The sequence below is a fragment of the Yoonia sp. 67-2 genome (genome assembly GCF_035117555.1).
GTDB lineage: Bacteria > Pseudomonadota > Alphaproteobacteria > Rhodobacterales > Rhodobacteraceae > Yoonia.
Genome location: NZ_JAYKPK010000007.1, coordinates 22,959 through 43,500, shown reverse-complemented (window position 1 = coordinate 43,500; position 20,542 = coordinate 22,959). Strand labels below are relative to the sequence as shown.

Genomic DNA, 20,542 nt, shown 5'->3' with positions numbered 1-20,542 from the left:
GGGAAGATTCATCGTCCGAGCCCAAATATCCCCGCCGGAGGCATAAAAGTTTTTGCCCTCAGGTCGTCACATCCGGTGCATTCCGCCCGGTCCGCTGCGCGATCCCGGCGACAGCATCGACCGCAGCGGCCAGCGGGGACAGCACGTCGCCTGCATCCTGATGCAGGTCACCGGGCGCGGTGACGATCTGTTCCAGATAGACCCGCAAAGTCGCCCCGCTCGTGCCAGTGCCTGACAAACGCAGCACAGCCCGCGCCTCACCCTCAAAATACAGGCGCAGGCCCTGATGTTCGCTGCGGCTGCCATCCACCGGATCATCATAGGCGAAATCATCCGCCGCCGTGATTTTCATCCCGGCAAAGCTCTGCCCCGGCAGATCGGGCAACCTGCCGCGCAGATCATCCATCAGGGCGTTGGCGATATCGCTCTCCACCTCTTCATAATCATGGCGGGAATAGTAATTGCGCCCATAGGCCTGCCAATGCGCTGCCATCAGATCCGCGACCGACCGGCCCGAGACGGCAATGATATTCAGCCACATCAACACTGCCCACAGCCCGTCTTTTTCACGGATATGGTCCGACCCGGTGCCGGCGCTTTCTTCGCCACAGAGCGTGATCTGCCCGGTATCCAGCAGATTGCCAAAGAATTTCCACCCCGTCGGCGTCTCGAAACAGGGGATGCCTTTCGCCGCTGCGACCCGGTCGACCGCACTTGAGGTCGGCATCGACCGCGCCACCCCGGTCAGGCCGCGCGCATAGCCGCGCGCCAGATGCGCCTGATCGGCGATCAGCGCCAGAGAATCCGACGGCGTCACATATTGGCCGCGTCCGACAATCATGTTGCGGTCGCCGTCGCCATCGCTCGCCGCACCGAAATCAGGCGCATCGGGGCCGGTCATCACCGCCATCAATTCATGCGCCCAGATCGGGTTGGGGTCGGGGTGGCCACCGCCGAAATCGGGCAGGGGCGTGGCATTCATCACGCTGTCGGGGGCTGCACCGCAACGCTCTACCAGCACGGCGCGGGCATAAGGGCCGGTCACCGCATGCATCGCATCGAACCGCATCCTGAACCCGCCAGCAAACAGCCTTGCGATGGCATCAAGGTCAAACAGCTCTTCCATCAAGGCCAGATAATCCGTGACCGGATCGATCACATCGACCTGCATCGCGCCAATCCGGGCTGTGCCGCTGCTTTGCAGATCGATATCGGCGCTCTCGGCCATGCGAATGCGGGTGATCGCGGCGCTTGCCGCAAAGATCGCGGCGGTCACTGTCTCTGTCGCGGGGCCACCATTGGCCATGTTGTATTTCAACCCGAAATCCGCATCGATCCCGCCGGGATTGTGACTGGCCGACAGGATGAACCCGCTATCAGCCGCCATTTTGCGGATCAGATGCGACGCGGCGGGCGTGGATAGCAAACCACCCTGACCGACAATCACCCGCGCAGCCCCATTGCCCGCCAGAATCCGCAGGATGATCTGGATCGCCGTATCGTTGAAATAGCGCCCGTCACCGCCGACGACATAGGTCTTGCCGGTCGCGCCGCCGGTGCCATCAATGATCGCCTGCACATAATTTTCCAGAAACAGCGGTGCCATGTAATCGCGGGTGCGGCGGCGCAGACCGGATGTGCCTGCCTTCTGCCCGTCTATCGGGGCGGTGGGGATGTCGCGGATGTGCATGCGTGGTCTTTCCAATACTGATGCGGTCGTTATGCCTGCGCAGGCTGGCCATCAAAGGTAAAGGTGCAGTCCAGTGCCTTGGCGATGATCCGCTGCGCATTGGGCATATCATTGCTTTCTGCGCGCCTTGTGGCAACCGCGCGCGACAAATTCTGGCTCAGCCAGCGCTGGATCAGCCGGGCGCGCAATTCCGGGATCGGCACATCAAGCCGGATCGTCACGTCCCACAAATCGGCAAGCGCGGCCCAGGGGGCCTCGTCGAACATCAGATAATTGCCCTCGGCAATCACAAAGCGGGCATTGGACGGGACATGGACCGCGCCCGCAATCGACAGATCGCGGTGACGGTCAAAGACGGGGGCATAAACATCCTCTCCCGCTTTGATCGCCTTGATCAGCCGGATAAAGCCTTGGGCGTCAAATGTGTCCGGCGCGCCTTTGCGCGGCAACAGATTGCGCGCTTCCAGCACCGCATTGTCCAGATGGAACCCGTCCATCGGCACAACGACCGCTTTGCGCCCCCGGCTGTTCAGCCTGCGCGCCAGTTCCGCAGCAAAAATAGATTTTCCCGCACCGGGCGCCCCTGTCACCCCGATCAGGGTCTGCGGGGCTTCCAACTCGACCAGATGGTCGGTAATTTCCATGACATAACGTGTCGACTTGTTCACAATATGGCCTACCATCGCCAGTTCATTTTTTGGACTCTAGCGCGCTTGTCACACAAGCGCGAGATTTATTTATCCGGTCGCTTCAGCCACTTCGTCCGGGTCAGACGCAGTTTTCTGACTGGGGGGTGAAGCCAGATTTCGCATTGTGACCGAGGCTGCACGGCTGTCCTGACGATAAATCTTTATAAAACTAATTTTATAGTTATGATGCTGTCATGAACAACACGAATCCCCATGCCACCGCGCTGGCAGCCTTGGGCCATGACGCCCGCCTTTCGATCTTTCGCCTGCTGGTGAAAGCCGGACCAGAGGGGCTGCGCGTCGGCGAGATCGGCGAACATCTGGGGCTGCCCGCCTCGACACTGGCGCATCACCTGTCAATGCTGACGGGTGCAGGGCTGGTGGTGCAGAACAAACAGGGCCGCGAAGTGTTCAACAGCGTCGATTTCGACGCGATGAACCGGCTGGTCGGGTTCCTGACCTCGGAATGCTGTTCCGGCGTTGCGGCAAAGGACACCGAGAACGCCGCCCGGATACGTTGGCTTTAGAGGGCATAGACATTTTCTTGCTTAAAATAACTACAAACCTAGAGGTGTAGATATGACTGAAACAGCAATCCCCGGTGCCAGCCCGCGCATCATGCCAGCGCTCTGGCGCGATCAGCGGGTCTGGCTCGCCTCGGCGCTGATCCTGCTGGTGCTGGCGCTGTTTGACACGGCGCAGGCGGGGGCCTCGGCCATCTTTGCAGGCCAAGCCTTGCTGAAAACCGCGCCGTTCCTGCTGCTGTCCATCGGCATTGCCGCATGGGCCGGGGCGACGGGGGCGGATAACCTGATCGCCAAAGCCTTCACTGGCGCACCCGTGCTGATGATCGGGCTGGGCGCGCTGGCGGGGGGCCTGTCGCCGTTTTGTTCCTGCGGGGTGATCCCGCTGATCGCGGCCTTGCTGGCGATGGGCGTGCCTTTGTCTGCGGTGATGGCGTTCTGGCTGGCCTCGCCGATCATGGACCCGTCGATGTTCGTTTTGACCGCAGGCGTGCTGGGCTGGGAATTCGCCGTGGCGAAAACCTTGGCTGCCATCGGTCTGGGCATCTTTGGTGGCTTGACGGTGCATCTGTTGGCGCGCGGCGGGGCATTCACCGATCCCTTGCGCGATGGCATCGGCAATGGCGGCTGCGGCGGGGCGCGGGTGCGCGCACCCAAGCCTGTCGTCTGGCGGTTCTGGCAAGAGCCCGACCGGCGTGCCAAATTCGGCAAAACAGCGCTGACCACAACGCTGTTTCTGGCGAAATGGCTGGTGCTGGCCTTTATCCTTGAAAGCCTGATGCTGGCGTGGATACCTGCGGAAACCGTGACTGCGGCGCTGGGCGGTGAAGGTATCCTGCCGATCCTGATCGCCACTTTGGTTGGCGTCCCCGCCTATCTGAACGGTTACGCCGCGCTGCCCCTTGTCGGCGGGCTGATCGGGCAGGGCATGGCACCGGGTGCTGGTCTGGCCTTTCTGGTCGCGGGTGGTGTCACCTCGATCCCCGCCGCGATGGCCGTCTGGGCGCTGGCGAAGCCGCAGGTGTTTTTCCTTTACCTCGGCCTGTCACTGGTCGGGGCCTTTGCGGTCGGTCTGTTGTTTCAACTCTGGATGACGATATGAGAACGCTTGACGTCACGATCACGGGGCCGGTGACTGACCCGGTGATCGCCCCCACCGGCACCGCCACGCCCTATGAGACAGTGACCAATCTGACCGTCAGCGGCGGGCAGATCATCGCGGTTGCGACAGAGGCCGCGCTTGGCCTTGGTGCCGCGCTGATCCAACCCCAAGGCGGGTCGGTCACGCTGCATTACAGCATCGGCGCGCCGGGTGATTACCCTCAGGCCGCGTTCCAGCCTCGTGACAACCGCTACACCGGCGCGGCGGCAGCATTGGTCGACGCCAGCCGCGCCATTGCCCGAAACGCAGGCGGCGGGCGCGAAGGGATTGCCGCCTTGGTGGCCGAGGCAGAGGCGCGCTTCGCCTATGCCCACCCCAAGCGCAAATTCAACGAAGGGCTGGATGCCGTCCCTTACCTGTCCTGCGGCCTGACCGAAGGGTCCTGCGTCGATATCAACACCTATCTGGTCGCCAGCCTGCGGGCCGCTGGCTATGAGGCTGGCTATTTCTATGGTTATTTCTTTCCACTGGAACGCGGCGGGATGACAGATGATGGCCATTGCTGGGTGGTGACGCGCCACGAAGGTGAGGTCTTGGAATGGGACATTGCCCATCACCTCAAGGCCAATCTTGGGCCGACGCGGGCAGGGTTGAACCCAAGGCCCGGCGAACGCGTGGCCCTGACCCATTCGATGGGGCATTGCTATGATCTGCCGAATGGTCCTGTCGCGCTGAAGCTGCTGGGTGAACCGATGCTGCTGGCAGCGGGGGCCGCACCGGCCTACACCAGCCTTGTCGCGCGGCTTTCACCTGTCGCACAAACTGCCATGTAATCCCCGCGAAGGTTTCCTGATGATCGCAAGACTATCCTCTGCCCGCCGCGGCCTCACCGTCGCCGCGCTGGGCACGTCCCAGACCATCAGTTGGGCATCGAGCTATTACATCCCCGCTGTCCTTGCCGTGCCGATGGCCGAGAGTTTCGGCCTGTCGCCGGTCTGGGTCTTTGGCGCGTTTTCCATGGCGATGGTGGTTTCGGCCCTCGTCGGGCCATGGGCGGGGGCGCGGATCGACGGGTTCGGCGGGCGCGGGGTGTTGATGGCGTCGAACCTGATCTTTGCTTTTGGCCTGTGCCTGCTGGCAGCCGCCCCGGTGCCTGCGATGCTTTATCTTGGCTGGGCGGTGATCGGCTTGGGCATGGGGATCGGGCTATATGAGGCAGGCTTTGCCACGCTGGCAGGCATCTATGGCAAAGACGCGCGCGGCCCGATCACCGGGATCACCCTGATTGCAGGCTTTGCCAGCACGGTGGGCTGGCCGCTTTCCGGCATCATGCTGTCGACATGGGGCTGGCGCGAGGCTTGTCTGGGCTGGGCGCTGATCCATATCCTGATCGCCTTGCCGCTGAACGCATGGTTGCCACGGGGCAGCGAGGCCTTGCCCAAACCCGCCACGCCGGAAGCCGCAGGCAAGCCGCCATCGCGGTTTGCGCTTTACGTGCTGGCCTTCGTTTTCGCTGTGACATGGTTCAACGCCACCGCGATGGCGGCGCATCTGCCGGGGCTGTTGCAGGCCGCGGGGGCCAGCACCGCAATGGCGATTGCGGCAGGCGCGCTGATCGGCCCGGCGCAGGTTGCGGCGCGGGTGCTGGAATTCGGGCTGTTGCGGCGGTTTCATCCGCTCGCCTCGACCCGGTTGGCCGCTGCGGCGCATCCGGTGGCGGCGGTCGCGCTGATCAGCTTTGGCGGGCCTGCGGCCTATGTCTTTGCCATCCTGCATGGCGCGGGCAATGGGATCATGACGATTGCCAAGGGCACGCTGCCTTTGTCGCTGTTTGGCGCTGCGGGTTACGGGCAACGCTTGGGCTGGCTGAATGCGCCTGCGCGGATATCGCAGGCCGCCGCCCCGCTGATCTTTGGCGCGGCGCTCACCGCCTGGGGGGTGAATGCCGTCTGGCTGACGGCGGGGCTGGGGGTTCTGGCGCTGGCCGCCTTGCTGATCCTGAAACGGAACTAGCGTAAAGGTTGTGCGTGACCGCATCGTGACTTGACCTTTGCCTTTGTGAACCTGATACCAAGTCACTGTCGCAAAAGCAGGACAAAGAGGCGTTTTTGATGATCGACTACCCCAAAGGCAACGTTCCCGCACAAATCGCCCTTGCCTTGCGGGACCATGCCGACCGGATCGCGATCAAGGATGCCGATCTGACGCTGACCTATGGGCAATTGGCGGATTGCATCGCTAGGCTGGGTGAAAACCTTCCCCGCGGGGCGGTGGCGGTTTTCGGCAAACCTTCGGCGTTGTTCGGGGCTGCCGTCACGGCTTGTGTCGTTCTGGGGCGGCCTTTCGTGCATCTGGACCCGGCGATGCCGGATGAGGTGCTGCGCAATATCCTGTCTGAACTGGACATCGACGTGGTGCTGCTGTCGGAACCCGCCAAGCCCGGCCAGATCCCCGATCATTGCCGCCACGTCGATGTGGCGCAGGTCATTGCGGGCTTTGCCGATACGCCCGCCGCACCTGTCCGCGCCGCCGCTGTCGCGCCTGATGACATCATCTATCTGGTCGCCACATCCGGCACGACCGGCAAGCCCAAATGCATCCCCGTGACCCATGACGCGGCCTATCTGTCGTATCTGTGGCGCGATGCTTATACGCCCTATGCGCCGGGTGATGTGGTGGGTGTCTATATCTTTGCGATCTGGGAGATGTTCCGGCCCTTGCGCGATGGCGCGACCGTCTGTTTCCCGCGCATGGCGGAGCTGATGAACCCCGAGGCGTTGCGTGGGTTCTTGGTCCGGCATGGCGTGACCGAGATGCTGTTCACGCCGTCGGCCTTTGACAAGACGTTGCAGGGGTGGGGGGCAGGCGCGTCCGAAGGGCACACCCTACGGCGTATCATCCTGAATGGTGAGGTTGTGACCGATGATCTGGTTGCTGCGGCAGAGGATAAACTGCCCGGTGTAACTGTCTGGAACCTATATTCAATTTGCGAAACGCATGATATCTGCATGACGCAGGTATCGCATCAATCCGGGCCGCGCCAGACCGGCAGTGTTGGCAAGGCGATGCCCTTTCTGACGCCTGTCGTGCTGGATGATCATGACCAGCCTTGCCCGCCCGGCACGCCGGGTCTGTTGCATTTCGAGGGACCGAGGATGCTTGGCCCCGGTTATATCAACCGGCCCGAGGAAACGGCTTTGCGGTTCCGTGAACTGACGATCAACGGGCGTGCCGCGCGGCTCTATGACACTGGCGATCAGGGTTATGTCACTGACGATGGCACGATCTTTGTGCTCGGCCGGGTGGCGCATATGCTCAAACTGCGGGGGCATTCGATCCAGACGCGGGAATTGACGGAGTCCTTGCATGGCTTCCTGCAATTCAGCACCGCCGTACCTTGGGTGCAGGATGTGCCGGGGCAGGGCAAGGCGCTGGTGTTCTACTATTGCGCCGATGCTGCGCAGGCGGCAGAGAACCAGCAGCAATGGGGTGTTGACGTGGGTCAGACGCGCTTGCCCGCCAGCCTGTCGCAGGCGTTGCGCGCGGAACTGCCGGCCTATTGCATCCCAAGCTATCTGGTCCGGCTGGATGCGCTGCCGCTGCATCCGGTGTCGGGCAAGTGCGATTACAAAGCCTTGCCCGCGATAGAAGCTGTAGCCGACGTATCCGATGCCGAAGTGATCCCGACAATCGCGCAGGCGGCTGCGGTGATGGGCTGTTCTGCCAGCACACTCGATCCTGATCTGTCGTTTCATGACCAAGGCGGCGATTCCCTGATGGCGGTGACTTTGCTGCTGGCGCTGGAGGACATCTACGCCCGCCCCGTCGATTTTGATTTCGCGCTGAATGTACCGCTGGGCCGGTTGCATGACTTGCTGTCAGACATTGTGCCAGCGCCGCAAGCACAAGGCCAGTTCGACCGCCCCGGCATCCTGCTGACGGGGGCGACCGGGTTTCTGGGCAGCCGCGTTCTGGCCGCCGCTGCGCAGAACTTGCCAGAGGGCGAGGTGATCTATTGCCTGATCCGCCCCAAACGCCGTGATCCGTTGGAACGGCTGCACGCCATTGCGACCGAGCAGGGGGTCGATCCGGCCCGGCTGGTGCTGGTGCCTGCGTCGATTGACGATGAACATTTCGCGCTGGATGCGGCAGATTATGCCAGCCTTGCGAAAAGCACCCGCCATGTGATCCATTGCGCGGCGATGGTGAACCTTGCGGTGGACCGCGATCATATGGAAAGCTGGTCCAAGGCGGGGATCAGGAACGTTCTGCAATTCTGCGCCGATGCGGGGGCGGATCTGCGGTTTTCATCCTCGACAGCGGTGTTTGCCGATCAGGGCGGGCGCTATCCCGAAGGGCCAACGACGGCCTATCCGCAAATCTCCGGCTATGGCGCGGCCAAGGTCGCGGCGGAGGCGTTGATTGCCGCCTCTGGCGTGGATGCTGCCGTGGTGCGGCTGCCGTCGCTTTATGATCTGGGCGACCCCAATCCGAACGATATCTATGAAATCATTATGAAAGCCTGCGCGCAGATGCAGGCGGTCCCCGAAGGCCTGACCTTCCGCATGATCGCCGTGCAGGCGGCAGCGCGGTTTCTGGCCGATCTGCCAAGGGCGGATGGGGTGCGGTATTTCAACCTGACCCCTGATATCTACGCCACGCCGCCTGCGATGAAGGTGTTGCCGGTTGAAGACTGGCTGCATGACGCGCCCCTGTCCGAGGGGGAACGCGCCCTGATCGCCGCCGATCTGTCGGTCTTGCGCGCGACAGCCACGCTGACCCATGACGCGGCGAGTGCGACATGGCAGCAAATCACAGGTGAAGAGTTTACGGCGGTTTCCGACCCCGCCACCCTGATCAAAGCCCGGCTTGGGAGCGTTTCACATCACCATAATGATCCGGCATTGACCTGAATATCTTCCATGGTGATCGCGCGGCCTGCGTCGCTGACCAGAAAGGCGGCGAGTTCGGCGATTTCCTCGGGCTGGACCAGCGCGCCTTGCGGGTTCGAGGCCTCGTATTTCGCACGAACCTCGGCACGTGGCGCGCCGGTCTCGGCGATTTCCTGATCGATGAATTGCTTGAGCATTTCGGTCTCCACCCATGTCGGGCTGATGCTGACGCAGGTGACGCCATGCGCCGCCCCTTCAAGGCTGACACAGCGGCCCAGCCCCAACAGCCCCGCCTTTGACGCGCAATAGGCGGCGTTGTTCGGCATCCCCTGATGCGCCGCGACCGAGGCGAGGTTGACGATCCGTCCCCAGCCGCGCGCTTTCATGCCGGGGAACACGGCGCGGATCATCTTGAACGTGCCGGTCAGATTGGTGTCGATGGTGGCATCCCACAGATCGTCGGAATGATCACTGACAGCGGATTCCTCGTAAACACCGGCGGTGTTGATCAGGATATCGACCTGCCCATGCGCCGCGACAACCTGCGCGACAAAGCTGTTCACGCTGTCACTGCTGCGCACGTCCAGTGCGGCGACCATGACCTTTGCGCCGATAGCCTCATGCAGCGCTGCGACTGCCGCCTGATCCCCGCCGCGCCGCGCGCCGATGCAGATCGTAACGCCGTCACTGTGCAATTTGCGCGCTATCGCAAGGCCCATGCCCGATAATCCGCCGGTGATGATGGCTGTTCTGATCATGATATCCTGCCTGTGCTGCTTTGCTCTTGCCCCCTTATGTCCTGATCAGGCCAAAGATTTCAACCAAAGCGGGCTTTATTCGGCGCGCCGCGCCATGATCTGCGCCAGATTGCCCTCGATACAGGCGGCCAGCGCATGGACTTTCTCCGCAACCTCAACCCCCAGGGGCGTCAGATCATATTCCACATGCGGCGGCACGACGGGCAGGGCGGTACGGCGGACAAAGCCGTCTTCCTCCAACAGCCGCAGGGATTGCGTCAGCATCCGTTCCGACACACCGCCGATGCGGCGGCGCAAGGCGCTGAACCGCAAGGTGCCGTCCTGCAGGGCGATCAGCACCAGCACGCCCCAGCGGCTGGTGACGTGGTTCAAGACCACCCGCGACGGGCAGCGGTCGTTCAACACATCTGGGGTCAGGTCTTTGGCCATTTTCATACTTACAAATATGTGGGTACTTCCTTTTCGTGCGTATGCATTTATCTGTGTGGCGTCAATCAATGAACGGAGCTTTCCATGAGTATCGCCATCACAGGTGCCACCGGCCAATTGGGCCGTCTGGCCATCACGCATCTCAAAACCCTGACCGATCCTGCGCACATCATCGCCCTTGCGCGTGATCCGGGCAAAGCGGCTGATCTGGGTATCGCTGCCCGCGCCTTTGACTATTACGCGCCTGATAAAATGGCAGAGGCGCTGCAAGGCGTCACTGTGCTGGCGCTGATCTCGTCCAATGATTTCAATGACCGTGTGGGCCAGCACCGCAATGTGATCGACGCGGCCAAGGCGGCTGGGGTCGGGCGGATCGTCTATACGTCGATCCAGCAGGCCGATGCCTCGCCCATGCTGATCGCTGCCGATCACAAGGCGACGGAAGAGGCGATCAATGAGGCAGGGCTGAAAGCCACGATCCTGCGCAATGGCTGGTACAGCGAAAACTGGACCGGCAATCTGGCCGGGGCAATCTCTGCCGGGGCCTTGATCGGTGCCGCAGGGGATGCACCCTTCACCCCCGCAACCCGTGCAGATTATGCGCAGGCTTTGGCTGTCGTAGCAGCAGGTGACGGCCATGCCGGGCAGGTTTATGAATTGGGCGGGGACGAGGTGATCACCTTGGCCGATATCGCCGCTGAAGTGTCGCGCCAGACCGGCAAGGAGATCCCCTATAACAACCTGCCGGGCGATGTGTATCAGGGCATTCTGGAAAGCTTCGGCCTGCCTGAAGGTTTCGCCGCGACGCTGGTCGATGTGGATCTGAAGGCGCATGAGGGCTGGCTGGCGGATAAGTCCGGCACGCTCAGCAAGCTTCTGGGCCGCCCGACAACGCCATTGTCAGAGGCTGTGCGCGCCGCTTTGGCTTAAGCGCGGGTAAACACCGCCATCTGACTGGCCCCGCCCAGCACAGGATGCGCGCCTGCGATATCATGAAAGGCGGCGGTATAGCCCGCCGCCTTGGCCGCGCGCCCGCACCATTGGCGGAACCGCGCGCGGTCCCATTCAAAACGGTGATCGGGGTGGCGCATCCGGTGGCCGGGGACACCCAGCAAAGGGTTGAATTCCGCATTGGGCGTGGTGATGATGATGGTCTGCGCGCGCAATATCGTAAACAGCGCCCGTTCCAGCCGCGACAGATCGCCGGGATCGATATGTTCGATGGTTTCCAGCAACACCGCGCAATCATAGCCGGCCAGATCGCGCGCGGGGTCTGTCATCGAGGCATGGCGCACATCGATCTTGCCGGCCTGCACATCCAGCCGCAGCAGCTTTGCCCGCAGCCGGTCAAGCGAGGCGGTGCAGATATCCAGCCCCACCAGTTCCGTCAGCTCCGGCATTACCGCCAGACGCACGAACAGATCGCCATCGCCACAGCCCAGATCCAACACCCGCGCCGCTCCGCTGGCGCGGATCGCGGCGAGCACGGCTTGCAGACGGTCTTCATGCAGATAGCTGGTCATTCTGCCCCCTATCGCGGCGCTTTGCGTAAAATGCAATCGTTCTGCCACCCGGAGGGAACGATACTGGCGAAGCGAGGTTGTAAACGACACGCAATGCTGTTGCATTTTGCAAATACGAGACAAAGCCTATATAACTTACGTTATTAACAAGAAACCCGGACAGGGACGGACATTATTTTATGACAACAGGCATGCTTCGGGCATGGACCGATTTGGTCCGCCCCTTATTTATCCGACCCCGCAGGCTTCAGGTTGCTGCGCTGTGCTACCGCGTCAAAGATGGCGGTAAACAGGTGCTGCTGATCACATCGCGCGGCACAGGCCGCTGGATCATCCCAAAAGGCTGGCCCATCGATGGCAAGGATGCACCCGGTGCAGCACTTCAGGAAGCCTGGGAAGAAGCAGGCGTGCGCGCAGGCAATATCACGGGTGAGGCTGTCGGTATTTTCTGTTACGAAAAAGAGCTGTCCAGCGGCCTGCCGGTGCAGGTGGAAACATTGGTCTTTGCCGTGGAAGTCAGCAAACTCTCGGCCAAATATCCCGAAGTCGATGAACGTGACCGCAGATGGGTCAGCCCGGCGGTCGCGGCGAATATGGTGCAAGAGCCGGAATTGCAGCAGATCCTGCGGGATATGTAACAATATTGTATCAGTTTTGTGACGTAATTGGTTGCCCCTCCGGTCAGCCTTCCCTATGCCGCGACCTGTTGAACCAACGGGGCCGAAAGCTGTGAGCGAACCGCAAAACAAAGCAAGCCATCTGGAAACCCTTGACCGGGATTTGCAGCGATTTTCGCATCTGGAAACCGCCACGCAATATGTCGCCCGGCCGATGGTCGCCCCGGGGATCGCGCTTGCCTTCCTGGTGGTCACCGGGTTTGCCGCTGCGGTTTTCTTTGGCTCCTCCCCGATGAGCTTTGTCGTGATCGCGGCGGCGGTCTTTGGCGGCTATATGGCGCTGAACATCGGTGCCAATGACGTGGCCAATAATATGGGGCCTGCGGTCGGGGCCAATGCGCTGACCCTGGGCGGTGCGATTGCGATTGCGGCGATCTTTGAAACGCTTGGCGCGTTGCTCGCGGGCGGCGATGTCGTGTCGACCATTTCCAGCGGGATCATCGACCCTGCGACGGTAGCTGATGCGCAGGTCTTTATCTGGGCGATGATGGCGGCGCTGATATCGGCGGCCCTGTGGATCAATCTTGCCACATGGATCGGGGCACCTGTGTCGACCACCCATTCGGTCGTCGGCGGGGTGATGGGGGCTGGCATTGCGGCGGCTGGTTTTGCCGCCGTCAACTGGACGACGATGAGCGCGATCGCGGCGTCATGGGTCATTTCGCCGGTGATGGGTGGTCTGATCGCGGCGCTGTTCCTTGCCCTGATCAAATCGCGGATCATCTATCAGGATGACAAGATTCAGGCCGCCCGGCGCTGGGTGCCGATCCTTGTGGGGATCATGGTCGGGGCCTTCGCGACCTATCTGGCGATGAAAGGGTTGAGCCGGGTTGTCACCATCGGTCTGCAATCCGCTGCGACAGTCGGAATGCTGCTGGGGGTGATCGCGTGGATCGTGACGATCCCACTGATCAAGCGCCAGTCTGAAGGTCTGGAAAACCGCAACAAATCGCTCAAGGTGCTGTTCAGCGTGCCGCTGGTGATCTCTGCCGCTTTGCTGAGTTTCGCGCATGGGGCCAATGATGTCGCCAATGCGGTCGGCCCGCTGGCGGCCATCGTGCATGCGGCGCAGTCTGGCACGGTTACGCCGCAGGTCGCGATCCCGCTTTGGGTGATGATCGTCGGGGCCTTCGGCATTTCCTTTGGCCTGTTTCTGTTCGGCCCGAAACTGATCCGGATGGTCGGGTCGCAGATCACCAAACTCAACCCGATGCGCGCCTATTGCGTGGCATTGTCGGCGGCGATCACGGTGATCATCGCCAGCTGGCTGGGCCTGCCGGTATCATCGACGCATATCGCTGTCGGTGCTGTTTTCGGTGTCGGGTTCTTTCGTGAATGGGACGCCGAACGCCGCCTGCGCAACAGCAAGACCGCCCGCGCACCCGCAATCCGCATCGCGCCCGAGGAACGGCGGCGGCGCAAGCTGGTGCGCCGGTCGCATTTCATGACGATCATCGCAGCCTGGGTAGTGACAGTGCCCGCTACCGCGCTGATCTCGGCGCTGGTCTTTGTGGTGCTGAACGGCCTGACAGTGTAGATTCTATCGCGTGATAGTCGCGCCGCGCAGCAGCGGAAAACGGCGAAATTGCCAATTGGCAACTTCGCGATATTTCATGTGTAATCAATATATTACGCCAAATTCAGATATTCTGGAACGGGGCAGGGTCAATCGGCTTTAGCGGCCTTTCCAGACCGGATCACGTTTCTCGGCAAAGGCGCGCGCGCCTTCCAGTTGATCATCGCTGGCATAAAGCACATCGACACTGGCAAACTGCCGTTTCGTGATCCGGTTGAGCGCATCCTGAAACCGCATATCCTCGGCCTCGCGGACGATTTCCTTGATGGCGGCATAGACCAGCGGGGGGCCGCTTTCCAGCAATCGCGCCAGGTTCCATGCCTTGGGCAGCAGATCAGCGGGCGTCGTGATCTCGCGCAAAAGACCCCAGCGCAGCGCCTCTTCCGCGTCGAACCAGCGCCCGGTCAGCAGCAGGTCCATCGCGACGTGATAGGGGATGCGTTTGGGCAATTTGATCGATGCGGCGTCGGCCACTGTGCCGGACCGGATTTCGGGCAGCGCAAAGCTGGCGTTGTCAGAGGCGAGGATCAGATCACAGCTAAGCGCCAGTTCCAGCCCGCCGCCACAGCAGATGCCGTTCACAGCCGCGATCACCGGCTTGTTCATCTGTGGCAATTCCTGCAAGCCGCCAAAGCCGCCGACACCGTAATCGGCATCAACGGCATCGCCACCTGCTGCGGCTTTCAGATCCCAGCCGGGGCAAAAGAACTTGTCACCTTCCGCGCGCAGGATCGCGACCCGCAGGCTGTCATCATCGCGGAAATCGCGGAACACCGCGCCCATGATCCGGCTGGTGGCCAGATCAATCGCATTGGCCTTGGGCCGGTCCAGCGTGACCTCCAGCACGGCACCATCGCGCCGCGTGCGGATCGGGCCTTCACTCAGCATCTGCATCGTCGTTCTCCTTCCAGATCACGGCATCGACCGCGATGGCCCCTTTTGCGCGGACCATCAGCGGGTTGATTTCTATTTCGTGCAACAGCCTGTCATCACGCAGCATATTCTGCAACGCCAGTGCCGTGGCGATGACAGCATCCACATCGGCCAGCGGCCTGCCGCGATAGCCATCCAGCAGCGGCCATAGTCTTAGGCACCGCAATCCGTCGCGGATATCATCGGCCGTCACCGGCAGGACCAATGTCACCGTATCGGCCAGCAATTCCGCGGTGACCCCGCCAAAGCCAAGTGTCAGCGTCGCCCCGTAAACCGGATCGCGGCGCGCGCCGATCAACATTTCGGCCAGCGCATCGGTGATCATTTCTTCAGCCAGATAGCCCGTCGCACCGGGGATATCTGCCTGCCCGTCAAGTGACGGCAGGTGCAGCCGGACGGCACCTGCCTCGGTCTTATGGGCAAAACCAAGCCCTTTGAGCACCAAGGGCGGGGTCAGATTGCTGGCATGTTGTGCCAGATGCACGAGCGTCACGGCGCTGATGCCGCGCGGCGTGGCGATGCCTGCCGTGTTCAGCAATGCCTTGGCATCGCTTTCAGGCAGCAATGTCAGCGGGCGCTGGCGCGGGACCACGGGCCATGGCCGCCAATCCGCGCGCCCCGGCGTCACCTGCGCCGCGCGGATCGCGGCCAGCGCGGTGTCCAGCCCCATCAGAGGCGCGATCCCCTGATCGATCAAGGCAATCGCGCGATCCTCGTCAAAGTTTTCGGGCAGGGAGGCGACGGGAAAGGCGGGCTTGCCGGTGGCTTTGCCTGCCGCGACGATGGCGTCCAGTGCGGGCGCAAAGCTGGCCGGATCGCAGCGGTCCGGGCGCGGCGGGTCAATCACAAAGATCCCCGCGTCATAGCCAGCCAGCATGGTGGTAAAGACAGCCGTGGTGCGCGGCCCGTCGCCCCAGATGAATGTGTGATAATCCAATGGATTGGCAATCGTGACAATCGGGCCAAGGATATCGGACAGGCGGGCGCGCTGTTCTGTGCTGGGGGTCGGAAAATCGAGGCCAAAAGGTGCGGCCAGATCGGCGACCAGCCCGGCCTCGCCACCCGAACAGGACAGCGAACACAGCCGCCGCCCCAGACCGGGGCCATGGACATGAAGGATTTTCAGCGTTTCGATCAGTTCGGCGGGTGTGTTCACCTCGGCCACACCGATCTGGCGCAGATAGGCCGATGATGCCGCACCGCCGCCTGCAAGTGTGGCGGTATGCGATGCTGCGGCATCGCGCGCGGCGGCGGTCTTGCCCGATTTGATCGCCACGATACCCTTGCCCGCCTGCTGCGCCGCATCTGCGATGGCGGCGAAAGCAGGGGCATCACCCAGACCTTCGATATAGAGCCCCAATGCTGTGACGCGGTCATCAGCCAGGATCGCCTGCGCCAGCTGCCCAAGGCTGACCTGGGCGGCATTGCCCAGACAGGCGACATAGGCAACCGGCAGGCCACGCGTCTGCATCGTCATATTGATCACGATATTGGAGGATTGGCTAAGCAGCGCCACCCCGCGATCCACCCGCCGCCCGCCGTGCTGGTCGGGCCAAAGCAGCGCGCCATCGAGGTAATTGATCACACCATAGCAATTCGGCCCCAGGATCGGCATCTGTCCGGCATTTGCGACCAACTGGTCCTGCAGAAAGGTTTGGCCTGATTCCGACCAGCCCGATGCAAAGCAGATCGCCCCGCCTGCGCCCATCGTGGCCAGATCGGAGACCACATCCAGCGTGGCATGACGGTTGACGCCGATGAAGGTCGCGTCGGGGGCGGTCGGCAGATCGGCCAAAGTCGGATAGCAGGTGACACCTGCAATCTGATCGCGCGTCGGATGCACCGGCCAGACCGGACCGTCAAAGCCCATCCGCTGGCATTGCGTGATGACATTGCTGGCCCAGCCAGAGCCCAGCACGGCAATACTATGCGGTCGCAAAAGGCGCGACAGGTCGGTCATGGCCGCATCTGCCTGCGGCGCAAGCAGCCGGGGGCTTGGCCCCCGGACCCCCAGGATATTTTTGAACAGATGAAAAGGGCGCGTCGCCCTGTCCCGCGTAAGCGAGACAGGGAAACTTCACCTGTTGCGGTCATCGGGGTCCCCCCCTGTACCGCTTGATCTTTATCACAGCGATTGATTAACATTTCGTTTCATCTGTTCCCAAATATCCTCGGGGGTGAGGCGCGCCAGCGCCGAGGGGGCAGACAGCCCCCTTCTTTCTGTCTAGCCACCATGCGGACGCAGCAGTGCGCGGCTGATGATATGGCGCTGGATTTCGCTGGTGCCTTCCCAGATCCGTTCGACCCGCGCATCGCGCCAGATCCGTTCCAGCGGCAGGTCATCCATCAGCCCCATACCGCCATGGATCTGGATCGCCTCATCGGCAACCATGGCGAGCACTTCGCTGGCTTTGAGTTTTGCCATGGCCATGTCGGCATCGGTCACATTGCCCTGATCGAGCTTCCAGCCAGCTTCCCATGTCAGCAATTCTGCGGCTTTCAGTTCCATCGCCATATCGGCGAGTTTGAAACTGACACCCTGAAACTTGCCGATCTGCTGGCCGAACTGGCGGCGTTCGGCGGCGTAGCTGATCGCATGTTGCAAGGCGCGGTCGGCGCGGCCAAGGCAGGTGGCCGCGACTTGCAGGCGGGTGGCACCGAGCCAGTCATTGGCGACCTCGAAGCCTTTATGGACCTCGCCGAGGATATTTTCGGTGGGCACCCGGCAATCATCGAATTCCAGCACCGCATTGGAATATCCCCGGTGGCTGACATTGCGATAGCCATCGCGGATTGTGAACCCCGGCGTGCCTTTGTCGACGAAGAAGGCGGTGATCTTTTTCTTCTTGCCGCGCGGCGTGTCCTCTTCCCCGGTCGCCATGAACGCGATGGTGAAACCCGCGATATTGGCATGGCTGATGAAATGTTTGGTGCCGTTCAGCACCCAGTCGTCGCCATCCTGTCGTGCGTTGGCCTGCATGCCGCGCAGGTCAGACCCGGCACCGGGTTCGGTCATCGCCAGACAATCCCAGGTTTCGCCACGCAGGCAGGGATAGAGATATTTTTGCCGCTGTGCTTCGGTGCCCGCCAGCAAGATGTTGGAGGGTCGCGCCACGCAGGTCCAGTGCAGCGCGTAATTGGCGCGCCCCAGTTCGCGTTCATAGAGCAGCCAAGAGAGCGTATCGAGGCCGGCGCCGCCGACCTCTTCGGGCATGTTGGCGGCATAGAGTCCTGCGGCTATCGCCTTGGCCTGAATCTCGCGGATCAGGTCCATCGGCAGATGGCCGGTGCGTTCGACCAAGGACTCATGCGGGTAAAGCTCGGCCTCTACAAAGGCGCGGGTCGTGTCCACGATCATCCGCTGTTCGTCACTCATCGCGAAATGCATCAGGTTTTCCTTTGTCCGACATGGCGGCCTGCGCTGGCGGGGCGCGGCAGGCTCGCATGGGCATCGCGGATCGGCAGCAGCCGGGCGAGGATATCGGGGGCGGCGGGGCAGGTCTTGCCTGCCGCCATATCGACATGCAGCAGCATCTGTTCCAGTGTCGCCACTGGCGTGCCATCTTTCGCGATGGTGATGAAGACATGCAGCCGCTTTTCATCGGCTTCCAGAACCTGCACTGATCCGGTCAGGTGGTCGCCCAGTTTTGCCTCGCCCAGATGCAGGATATGGGTTTCGGCGGTGTAATAGCTGTGCCCGCCTGCGACATAATCCATATCCGCGCCGATCAGCCGCAACAGTGCATCTGAGGTTTCTGAGCCTGCAAACAGATAGCGGCTTTCGGTCATATGGCCGTTGTAATCGATCCAGCTGGGCAGGACCTGCAGGTTTACCAGCGGGCCATCGGCATCCGGTGCTGTCACAGTGTCGCGCCGCAAGGCGTCATGCGCGTTCAGCACCTGACCGGCCCCCCAGTCGCGGTCTTTCAGCACCCGCAGAAAGCCGACAAGATTGTCGTCGCGGATGCGTTCCAGATCGCGGATCGAATGATGGCCGGATTGCGCATCCGATTGCCCGGCGATCAGATCGACCAGGTCTTCGTTGAATTCCGGCACATCCGTCAATCTGGTCCAGGGCCAGGTCAGGCAGGGGCCGAATTGTTCCAGGAAATGTTTCATGCCAGCCTCGCCCCCGGCGATCCGGTAGGTTTCGAACAGGCCCATCTGGCCCCAGCGCAGGCCGAACCCCATGCGGATTGCCTCGTCGATTTCCTCGGTGGTGGCGATGCCGTCTTTGACCAGCCACAGCGCCTCGCGCCAGACCGCCTCCAGGAACCGGTCGGCGATATGGGCGTCGATTTCCTTGCGCACATGCAGCGGGAACATGCCTAGGCTGCGCAGGGTTTCCTTGACGGTTTCGATCAGGGTCATGTCGCTGGCGGGGCTGGGCACCACCTCGACCAGCGGCAGCAGGTAGACCGGGTTGAACGGATGCGCGACGAAGATCGCAGCGGGGTTGATCGCGCCTTTCTGCAATTGGGACGGTTTGTAACCGGATGTGGAGGAGCCCAACGGTGTATCCGGTGCCGCGCGCTGGATATCCGCATAGACGCGATGTTTCAGGTCGAGCCGTTCGGAGACGGATTCCTGAATGTAATCCGCCCCTGTCACGGCCTCTGTCAGGGTCGTGGCATAGCTAAGCTTGCCCATCGCGGGCAGCGGCACATCGGACAGCGCGGGCAGCGATAATCTGGCATTGTCCAGCACTGCGTTGATTTTGCGTGGTGCGTCGGGGTCTGGATCGAAGACAACGACATCCCAGCCGTTCAGCAAGAACCGCGCCGCCCAGCCGCCGCCGATCACGCCACCACCGATGATCGCGGCCTTCATAATGGTGCCCTCTTGGTCAGGTGCAAGCGTTCGCGCACAGCATCCGGCCCGATCACCTTTGCGCCCATGTTGTCTACGATAGTGACTGCCTTTTCGACCAGCTGCGCATTACTGGCCAGCATGCCTTTGGACAGATAGAGGTTGTCTTCCAGCCCGACCCGCACATTGCCGCCCGCCAGCACAGAGGCCGCGACATAGGGCATTTCATTGCGCCCGAGTGCGAAGGCGGACCAGTGCCAGTCGTCCGGCACGTTATTGACCATCGCCATGAAGGTGTTGAGGTCATCCGGCGCGCCCCAAGGCACACCCATGCAAAGCTGGACCAGCACCGGAGCGGGGATGATGCCGTCTTTCACCAATTGTTTGGCGAACCACAGATGGCCGGTGTCGAAGGCTTCAATTTCGATCCGCACGCCGGTGGCTGCCATGCGCGCGGCCATATCGCGCAACATGCCGGGCGTGTTGACCATGACATAATCGGCCTCGGCGAAATTCATCGTGCCGCAATCAAGCGTGCAGATTTCAGGGCGGCAATCGACGATATGCTGCACCCGTTCGGCGGCACCTGCCATGTCGGATGTCTGCGACATGCGGTTCATCGTTTCCGTCCCGTCGAACATCAGGTCGCCGCCCATGCCAGCGGTCAGGTTCAGGATCACATCGACCTCTGCGTCGCGGATACGGTCGGTGACTTCGCGGTACAGTGCGGGGTCGCGTGAGGGCACGCCAGTTTCAGGGTCGCGCACGTGGCAATGGACAATGGCGGCCCCGGCCTTGGCCGCGTCAATCGCGGCGCTGGCGATCTGTGCGGGGGAACGTGGCACATGCGGCGACATATCCTGCGTGCTGCCCGATCCGGTGACGGCACAGGTGATGAAAACCTCGCGGTTCATGGTGAGTGGCATTGGCTGTCTCCTTT

18 protein-coding genes are annotated in these 20,542 nt (G+C 62.0%); 8 read left to right on the top strand and 10 right to left on the bottom strand.

Annotated elements, in window-relative coordinates:
* Positions 1-58 precede the first annotated feature (58 nt).
* Positions 59-1,690, bottom strand: coding sequence for an alpha-D-glucose phosphate-specific phosphoglucomutase (locus tag VOY09_RS12290; protein ID WP_322894307.1), 1,632 nt, complete (start codon positions 1,688-1,690; stop codon positions 59-61).
* A 29-nt stretch (positions 1,691-1,719) separates the two neighbouring features.
* Positions 1,720-2,373: a sugar transporter gene (locus VOY09_RS12285; RefSeq protein ID WP_322894308.1), complete on the bottom strand. Its 654-nt coding sequence runs from the start codon at positions 2,371-2,373 to the stop codon at positions 1,720-1,722.
* A gap of 200 nt (positions 2,374-2,573) precedes the next feature.
* Between VOY09_RS12285 and VOY09_RS12280 the strand changes: the two genes are divergently transcribed.
* The 5 genes from VOY09_RS12280 (at position 2,574) to VOY09_RS12260 (ending at position 8,918) form a co-directional block, all read left to right on the top strand.
* Positions 2,574-2,906, top strand: a complete 333-nt coding sequence (locus VOY09_RS12280) for a metalloregulator ArsR/SmtB family transcription factor (protein WP_322894309.1) — start codon at positions 2,574-2,576, stop codon at positions 2,904-2,906.
* 52 nt (positions 2,907-2,958) lie between these two features.
* Positions 2,959-4,005, top strand: a complete 1,047-nt coding sequence (locus VOY09_RS12275) for a permease (RefSeq protein ID WP_322894310.1) — start codon at positions 2,959-2,961, stop codon at positions 4,003-4,005.
* A complete protein-coding gene (locus VOY09_RS12270; RefSeq protein ID WP_322894311.1) occupies positions 4,002-4,838 on the top strand; it encodes a transglutaminase-like domain-containing protein in 837 nt (278 codons plus the stop codon). The genes VOY09_RS12275 and VOY09_RS12270 overlap by 4 nt, the downstream gene beginning before the upstream one ends.
* Positions 4,839-4,857: 19 nt before the next feature.
* Positions 4,858-6,018: an MFS transporter gene (locus tag VOY09_RS12265; RefSeq protein WP_322894312.1), complete on the top strand. Its 1,161-nt coding sequence runs from the start codon at positions 4,858-4,860 to the stop codon at positions 6,016-6,018.
* A 98-nt stretch (positions 6,019-6,116) separates the two neighbouring features.
* Positions 6,117-8,918 (top strand): AMP-binding protein, encoded by a 2,802-nt coding sequence (locus VOY09_RS12260; RefSeq protein ID WP_322894313.1) that lies wholly within the window; start codon positions 6,117-6,119, stop codon positions 8,916-8,918.
* Here the strand turns inward: VOY09_RS12260 and VOY09_RS12255 are convergent.
* Positions 8,891-9,655 (bottom strand): SDR family oxidoreductase, encoded by a 765-nt coding sequence (locus VOY09_RS12255; protein ID WP_322894314.1) that lies wholly within the window; start codon positions 9,653-9,655, stop codon positions 8,891-8,893. The genes VOY09_RS12260 and VOY09_RS12255 overlap by 28 nt on opposite strands.
* 75 nt (positions 9,656-9,730) lie before the next feature.
* The gene (locus tag VOY09_RS12250; RefSeq protein ID WP_322894315.1) at positions 9,731-10,084 is read right to left on the bottom strand and encodes a helix-turn-helix domain-containing protein; all 354 of its coding nucleotides are present in this window, start codon (positions 10,082-10,084) and stop codon (positions 9,731-9,733) included.
* 84 nt (positions 10,085-10,168) lie between these two features.
* On the opposite strand from VOY09_RS12250, the gene VOY09_RS12245 reads away from it, so the two are divergent.
* Complete coding sequence (locus VOY09_RS12245; RefSeq protein ID WP_322894316.1) at positions 10,169-11,014, top strand: SDR family oxidoreductase; 846 nt, start codon at positions 10,169-10,171, stop codon at positions 11,012-11,014.
* Here VOY09_RS12245 and VOY09_RS12240 read toward each other — a convergent pair.
* Positions 11,011-11,607 (bottom strand): methyltransferase domain-containing protein, encoded by a 597-nt coding sequence (locus VOY09_RS12240; protein WP_322894317.1) that lies wholly within the window; start codon positions 11,605-11,607, stop codon positions 11,011-11,013. The genes VOY09_RS12245 and VOY09_RS12240 overlap by 4 nt on opposite strands.
* A 179-nt stretch (positions 11,608-11,786) precedes the next feature.
* Here VOY09_RS12240 and VOY09_RS12235 point away from each other — a divergent pair, with 179 nt between their 5' ends.
* Together VOY09_RS12235 and VOY09_RS12230 are read left to right on the top strand one after the other, a co-directional pair.
* Positions 11,787-12,245, top strand: coding sequence for an NUDIX hydrolase (locus VOY09_RS12235; protein ID WP_322894318.1), 459 nt, complete (start codon positions 11,787-11,789; stop codon positions 12,243-12,245).
* A 55-nt stretch (positions 12,246-12,300) separates the two neighbouring features.
* A complete protein-coding gene (locus VOY09_RS12230) occupies positions 12,301-13,821 on the top strand; it encodes an inorganic phosphate transporter (protein ID WP_416236746.1) in 1,521 nt (506 codons plus the stop codon).
* Positions 13,822-13,959: 138 nt separating this feature from the next.
* Here the strand turns inward: VOY09_RS12230 and VOY09_RS12225 are convergent, their stop codons facing one another.
* The 5 genes from VOY09_RS12225 to VOY09_RS12205 form a co-directional block, all read right to left on the bottom strand.
* Complete coding sequence (locus tag VOY09_RS12225; RefSeq protein WP_416236747.1) at positions 13,960-14,754, bottom strand: carnitinyl-CoA dehydratase; 795 nt, start codon at positions 14,752-14,754, stop codon at positions 13,960-13,962.
* Positions 14,738-16,753: an acetate--CoA ligase family protein gene (locus tag VOY09_RS12220; RefSeq protein WP_322894320.1), complete on the bottom strand. Its 2,016-nt coding sequence runs from the start codon at positions 16,751-16,753 to the stop codon at positions 14,738-14,740. The genes VOY09_RS12225 and VOY09_RS12220 overlap by 17 nt, the downstream gene beginning before the upstream one ends.
* A 264-nt stretch (positions 16,754-17,017) precedes the next feature.
* On the bottom strand, positions 17,018-18,181 hold the full coding sequence (locus VOY09_RS12215) for an acyl-CoA dehydrogenase family protein (RefSeq protein ID WP_322894321.1): 1,164 nt from the start codon (positions 18,179-18,181) through the stop codon (positions 17,018-17,020).
* Positions 18,181-19,623, bottom strand: a complete 1,443-nt coding sequence (locus VOY09_RS12210) for a carnitine 3-dehydrogenase (RefSeq protein WP_322894322.1) — start codon at positions 19,621-19,623, stop codon at positions 18,181-18,183. Before VOY09_RS12210 ends, VOY09_RS12215 begins: the two co-directional genes overlap by 1 nt.
* A complete protein-coding gene (locus tag VOY09_RS12205; RefSeq protein ID WP_322894323.1) occupies positions 19,620-20,528 on the bottom strand; it encodes a 3-keto-5-aminohexanoate cleavage protein in 909 nt (302 codons plus the stop codon). The genes VOY09_RS12210 and VOY09_RS12205 overlap by 4 nt, the downstream gene beginning before the upstream one ends.
* Positions 20,529-20,542 lie beyond the last annotated feature (14 nt).

Coding starts and splice junctions, on each gene's coding strand:
- VOY09_RS12285 (WP_322894308.1), bottom strand. CDS start 2,373: ATGGTAGGCCATATTGTGAACAAGTCGACACGTTATGTCATGGAAATT.
- VOY09_RS12205 (WP_322894323.1), bottom strand. CDS start 20,528: ATGCCACTCACCATGAACCGCGAGGTTTTCATCACCTGTGCCGTCACC.
- VOY09_RS12225 (WP_416236747.1), bottom strand. CDS start 14,754: ATGCAGATGCTGAGTGAAGGCCCGATCCGCACGCGGCGCGATGGTGCC.
- VOY09_RS12220 (WP_322894320.1), bottom strand. CDS start 16,753: ATGACCGACCTGTCGCGCCTTTTGCGACCGCATAGTATTGCCGTGCTG.
- VOY09_RS12270 (WP_322894311.1), top strand. CDS start 4,002: ATGAGAACGCTTGACGTCACGATCACGGGGCCGGTGACTGACCCGGTG.
- VOY09_RS12265 (WP_322894312.1), top strand. CDS start 4,858: ATGATCGCAAGACTATCCTCTGCCCGCCGCGGCCTCACCGTCGCCGCG.
- VOY09_RS12210 (WP_322894322.1), bottom strand. CDS start 19,623: ATGAAGGCCGCGATCATCGGTGGTGGCGTGATCGGCGGCGGCTGGGCG.
- VOY09_RS12215 (WP_322894321.1), bottom strand. CDS start 18,181: ATGCATTTCGCGATGAGTGACGAACAGCGGATGATCGTGGACACGACC.
- VOY09_RS12235 (WP_322894318.1), top strand. CDS start 11,787: ATGACAACAGGCATGCTTCGGGCATGGACCGATTTGGTCCGCCCCTTA.
- VOY09_RS12290 (WP_322894307.1), bottom strand. CDS start 1,690: ATGCACATCCGCGACATCCCCACCGCCCCGATAGACGGGCAGAAGGCA.
- VOY09_RS12240 (WP_322894317.1), bottom strand. CDS start 11,607: ATGACCAGCTATCTGCATGAAGACCGTCTGCAAGCCGTGCTCGCCGCG.
- VOY09_RS12275 (WP_322894310.1), top strand. CDS start 2,959: ATGACTGAAACAGCAATCCCCGGTGCCAGCCCGCGCATCATGCCAGCG.
- VOY09_RS12280 (WP_322894309.1), top strand. CDS start 2,574: ATGAACAACACGAATCCCCATGCCACCGCGCTGGCAGCCTTGGGCCAT.
- VOY09_RS12245 (WP_322894316.1), top strand. CDS start 10,169: ATGAGTATCGCCATCACAGGTGCCACCGGCCAATTGGGCCGTCTGGCC.
- VOY09_RS12230 (WP_416236746.1), top strand. CDS start 12,301: ATGCCGCGACCTGTTGAACCAACGGGGCCGAAAGCTGTGAGCGAACCG.
- VOY09_RS12250 (WP_322894315.1), bottom strand. CDS start 10,084: ATGGCCAAAGACCTGACCCCAGATGTGTTGAACGACCGCTGCCCGTCG.
- VOY09_RS12255 (WP_322894314.1), bottom strand. CDS start 9,655: ATGATCAGAACAGCCATCATCACCGGCGGATTATCGGGCATGGGCCTT.
- VOY09_RS12260 (WP_322894313.1), top strand. CDS start 6,117: ATGATCGACTACCCCAAAGGCAACGTTCCCGCACAAATCGCCCTTGCC.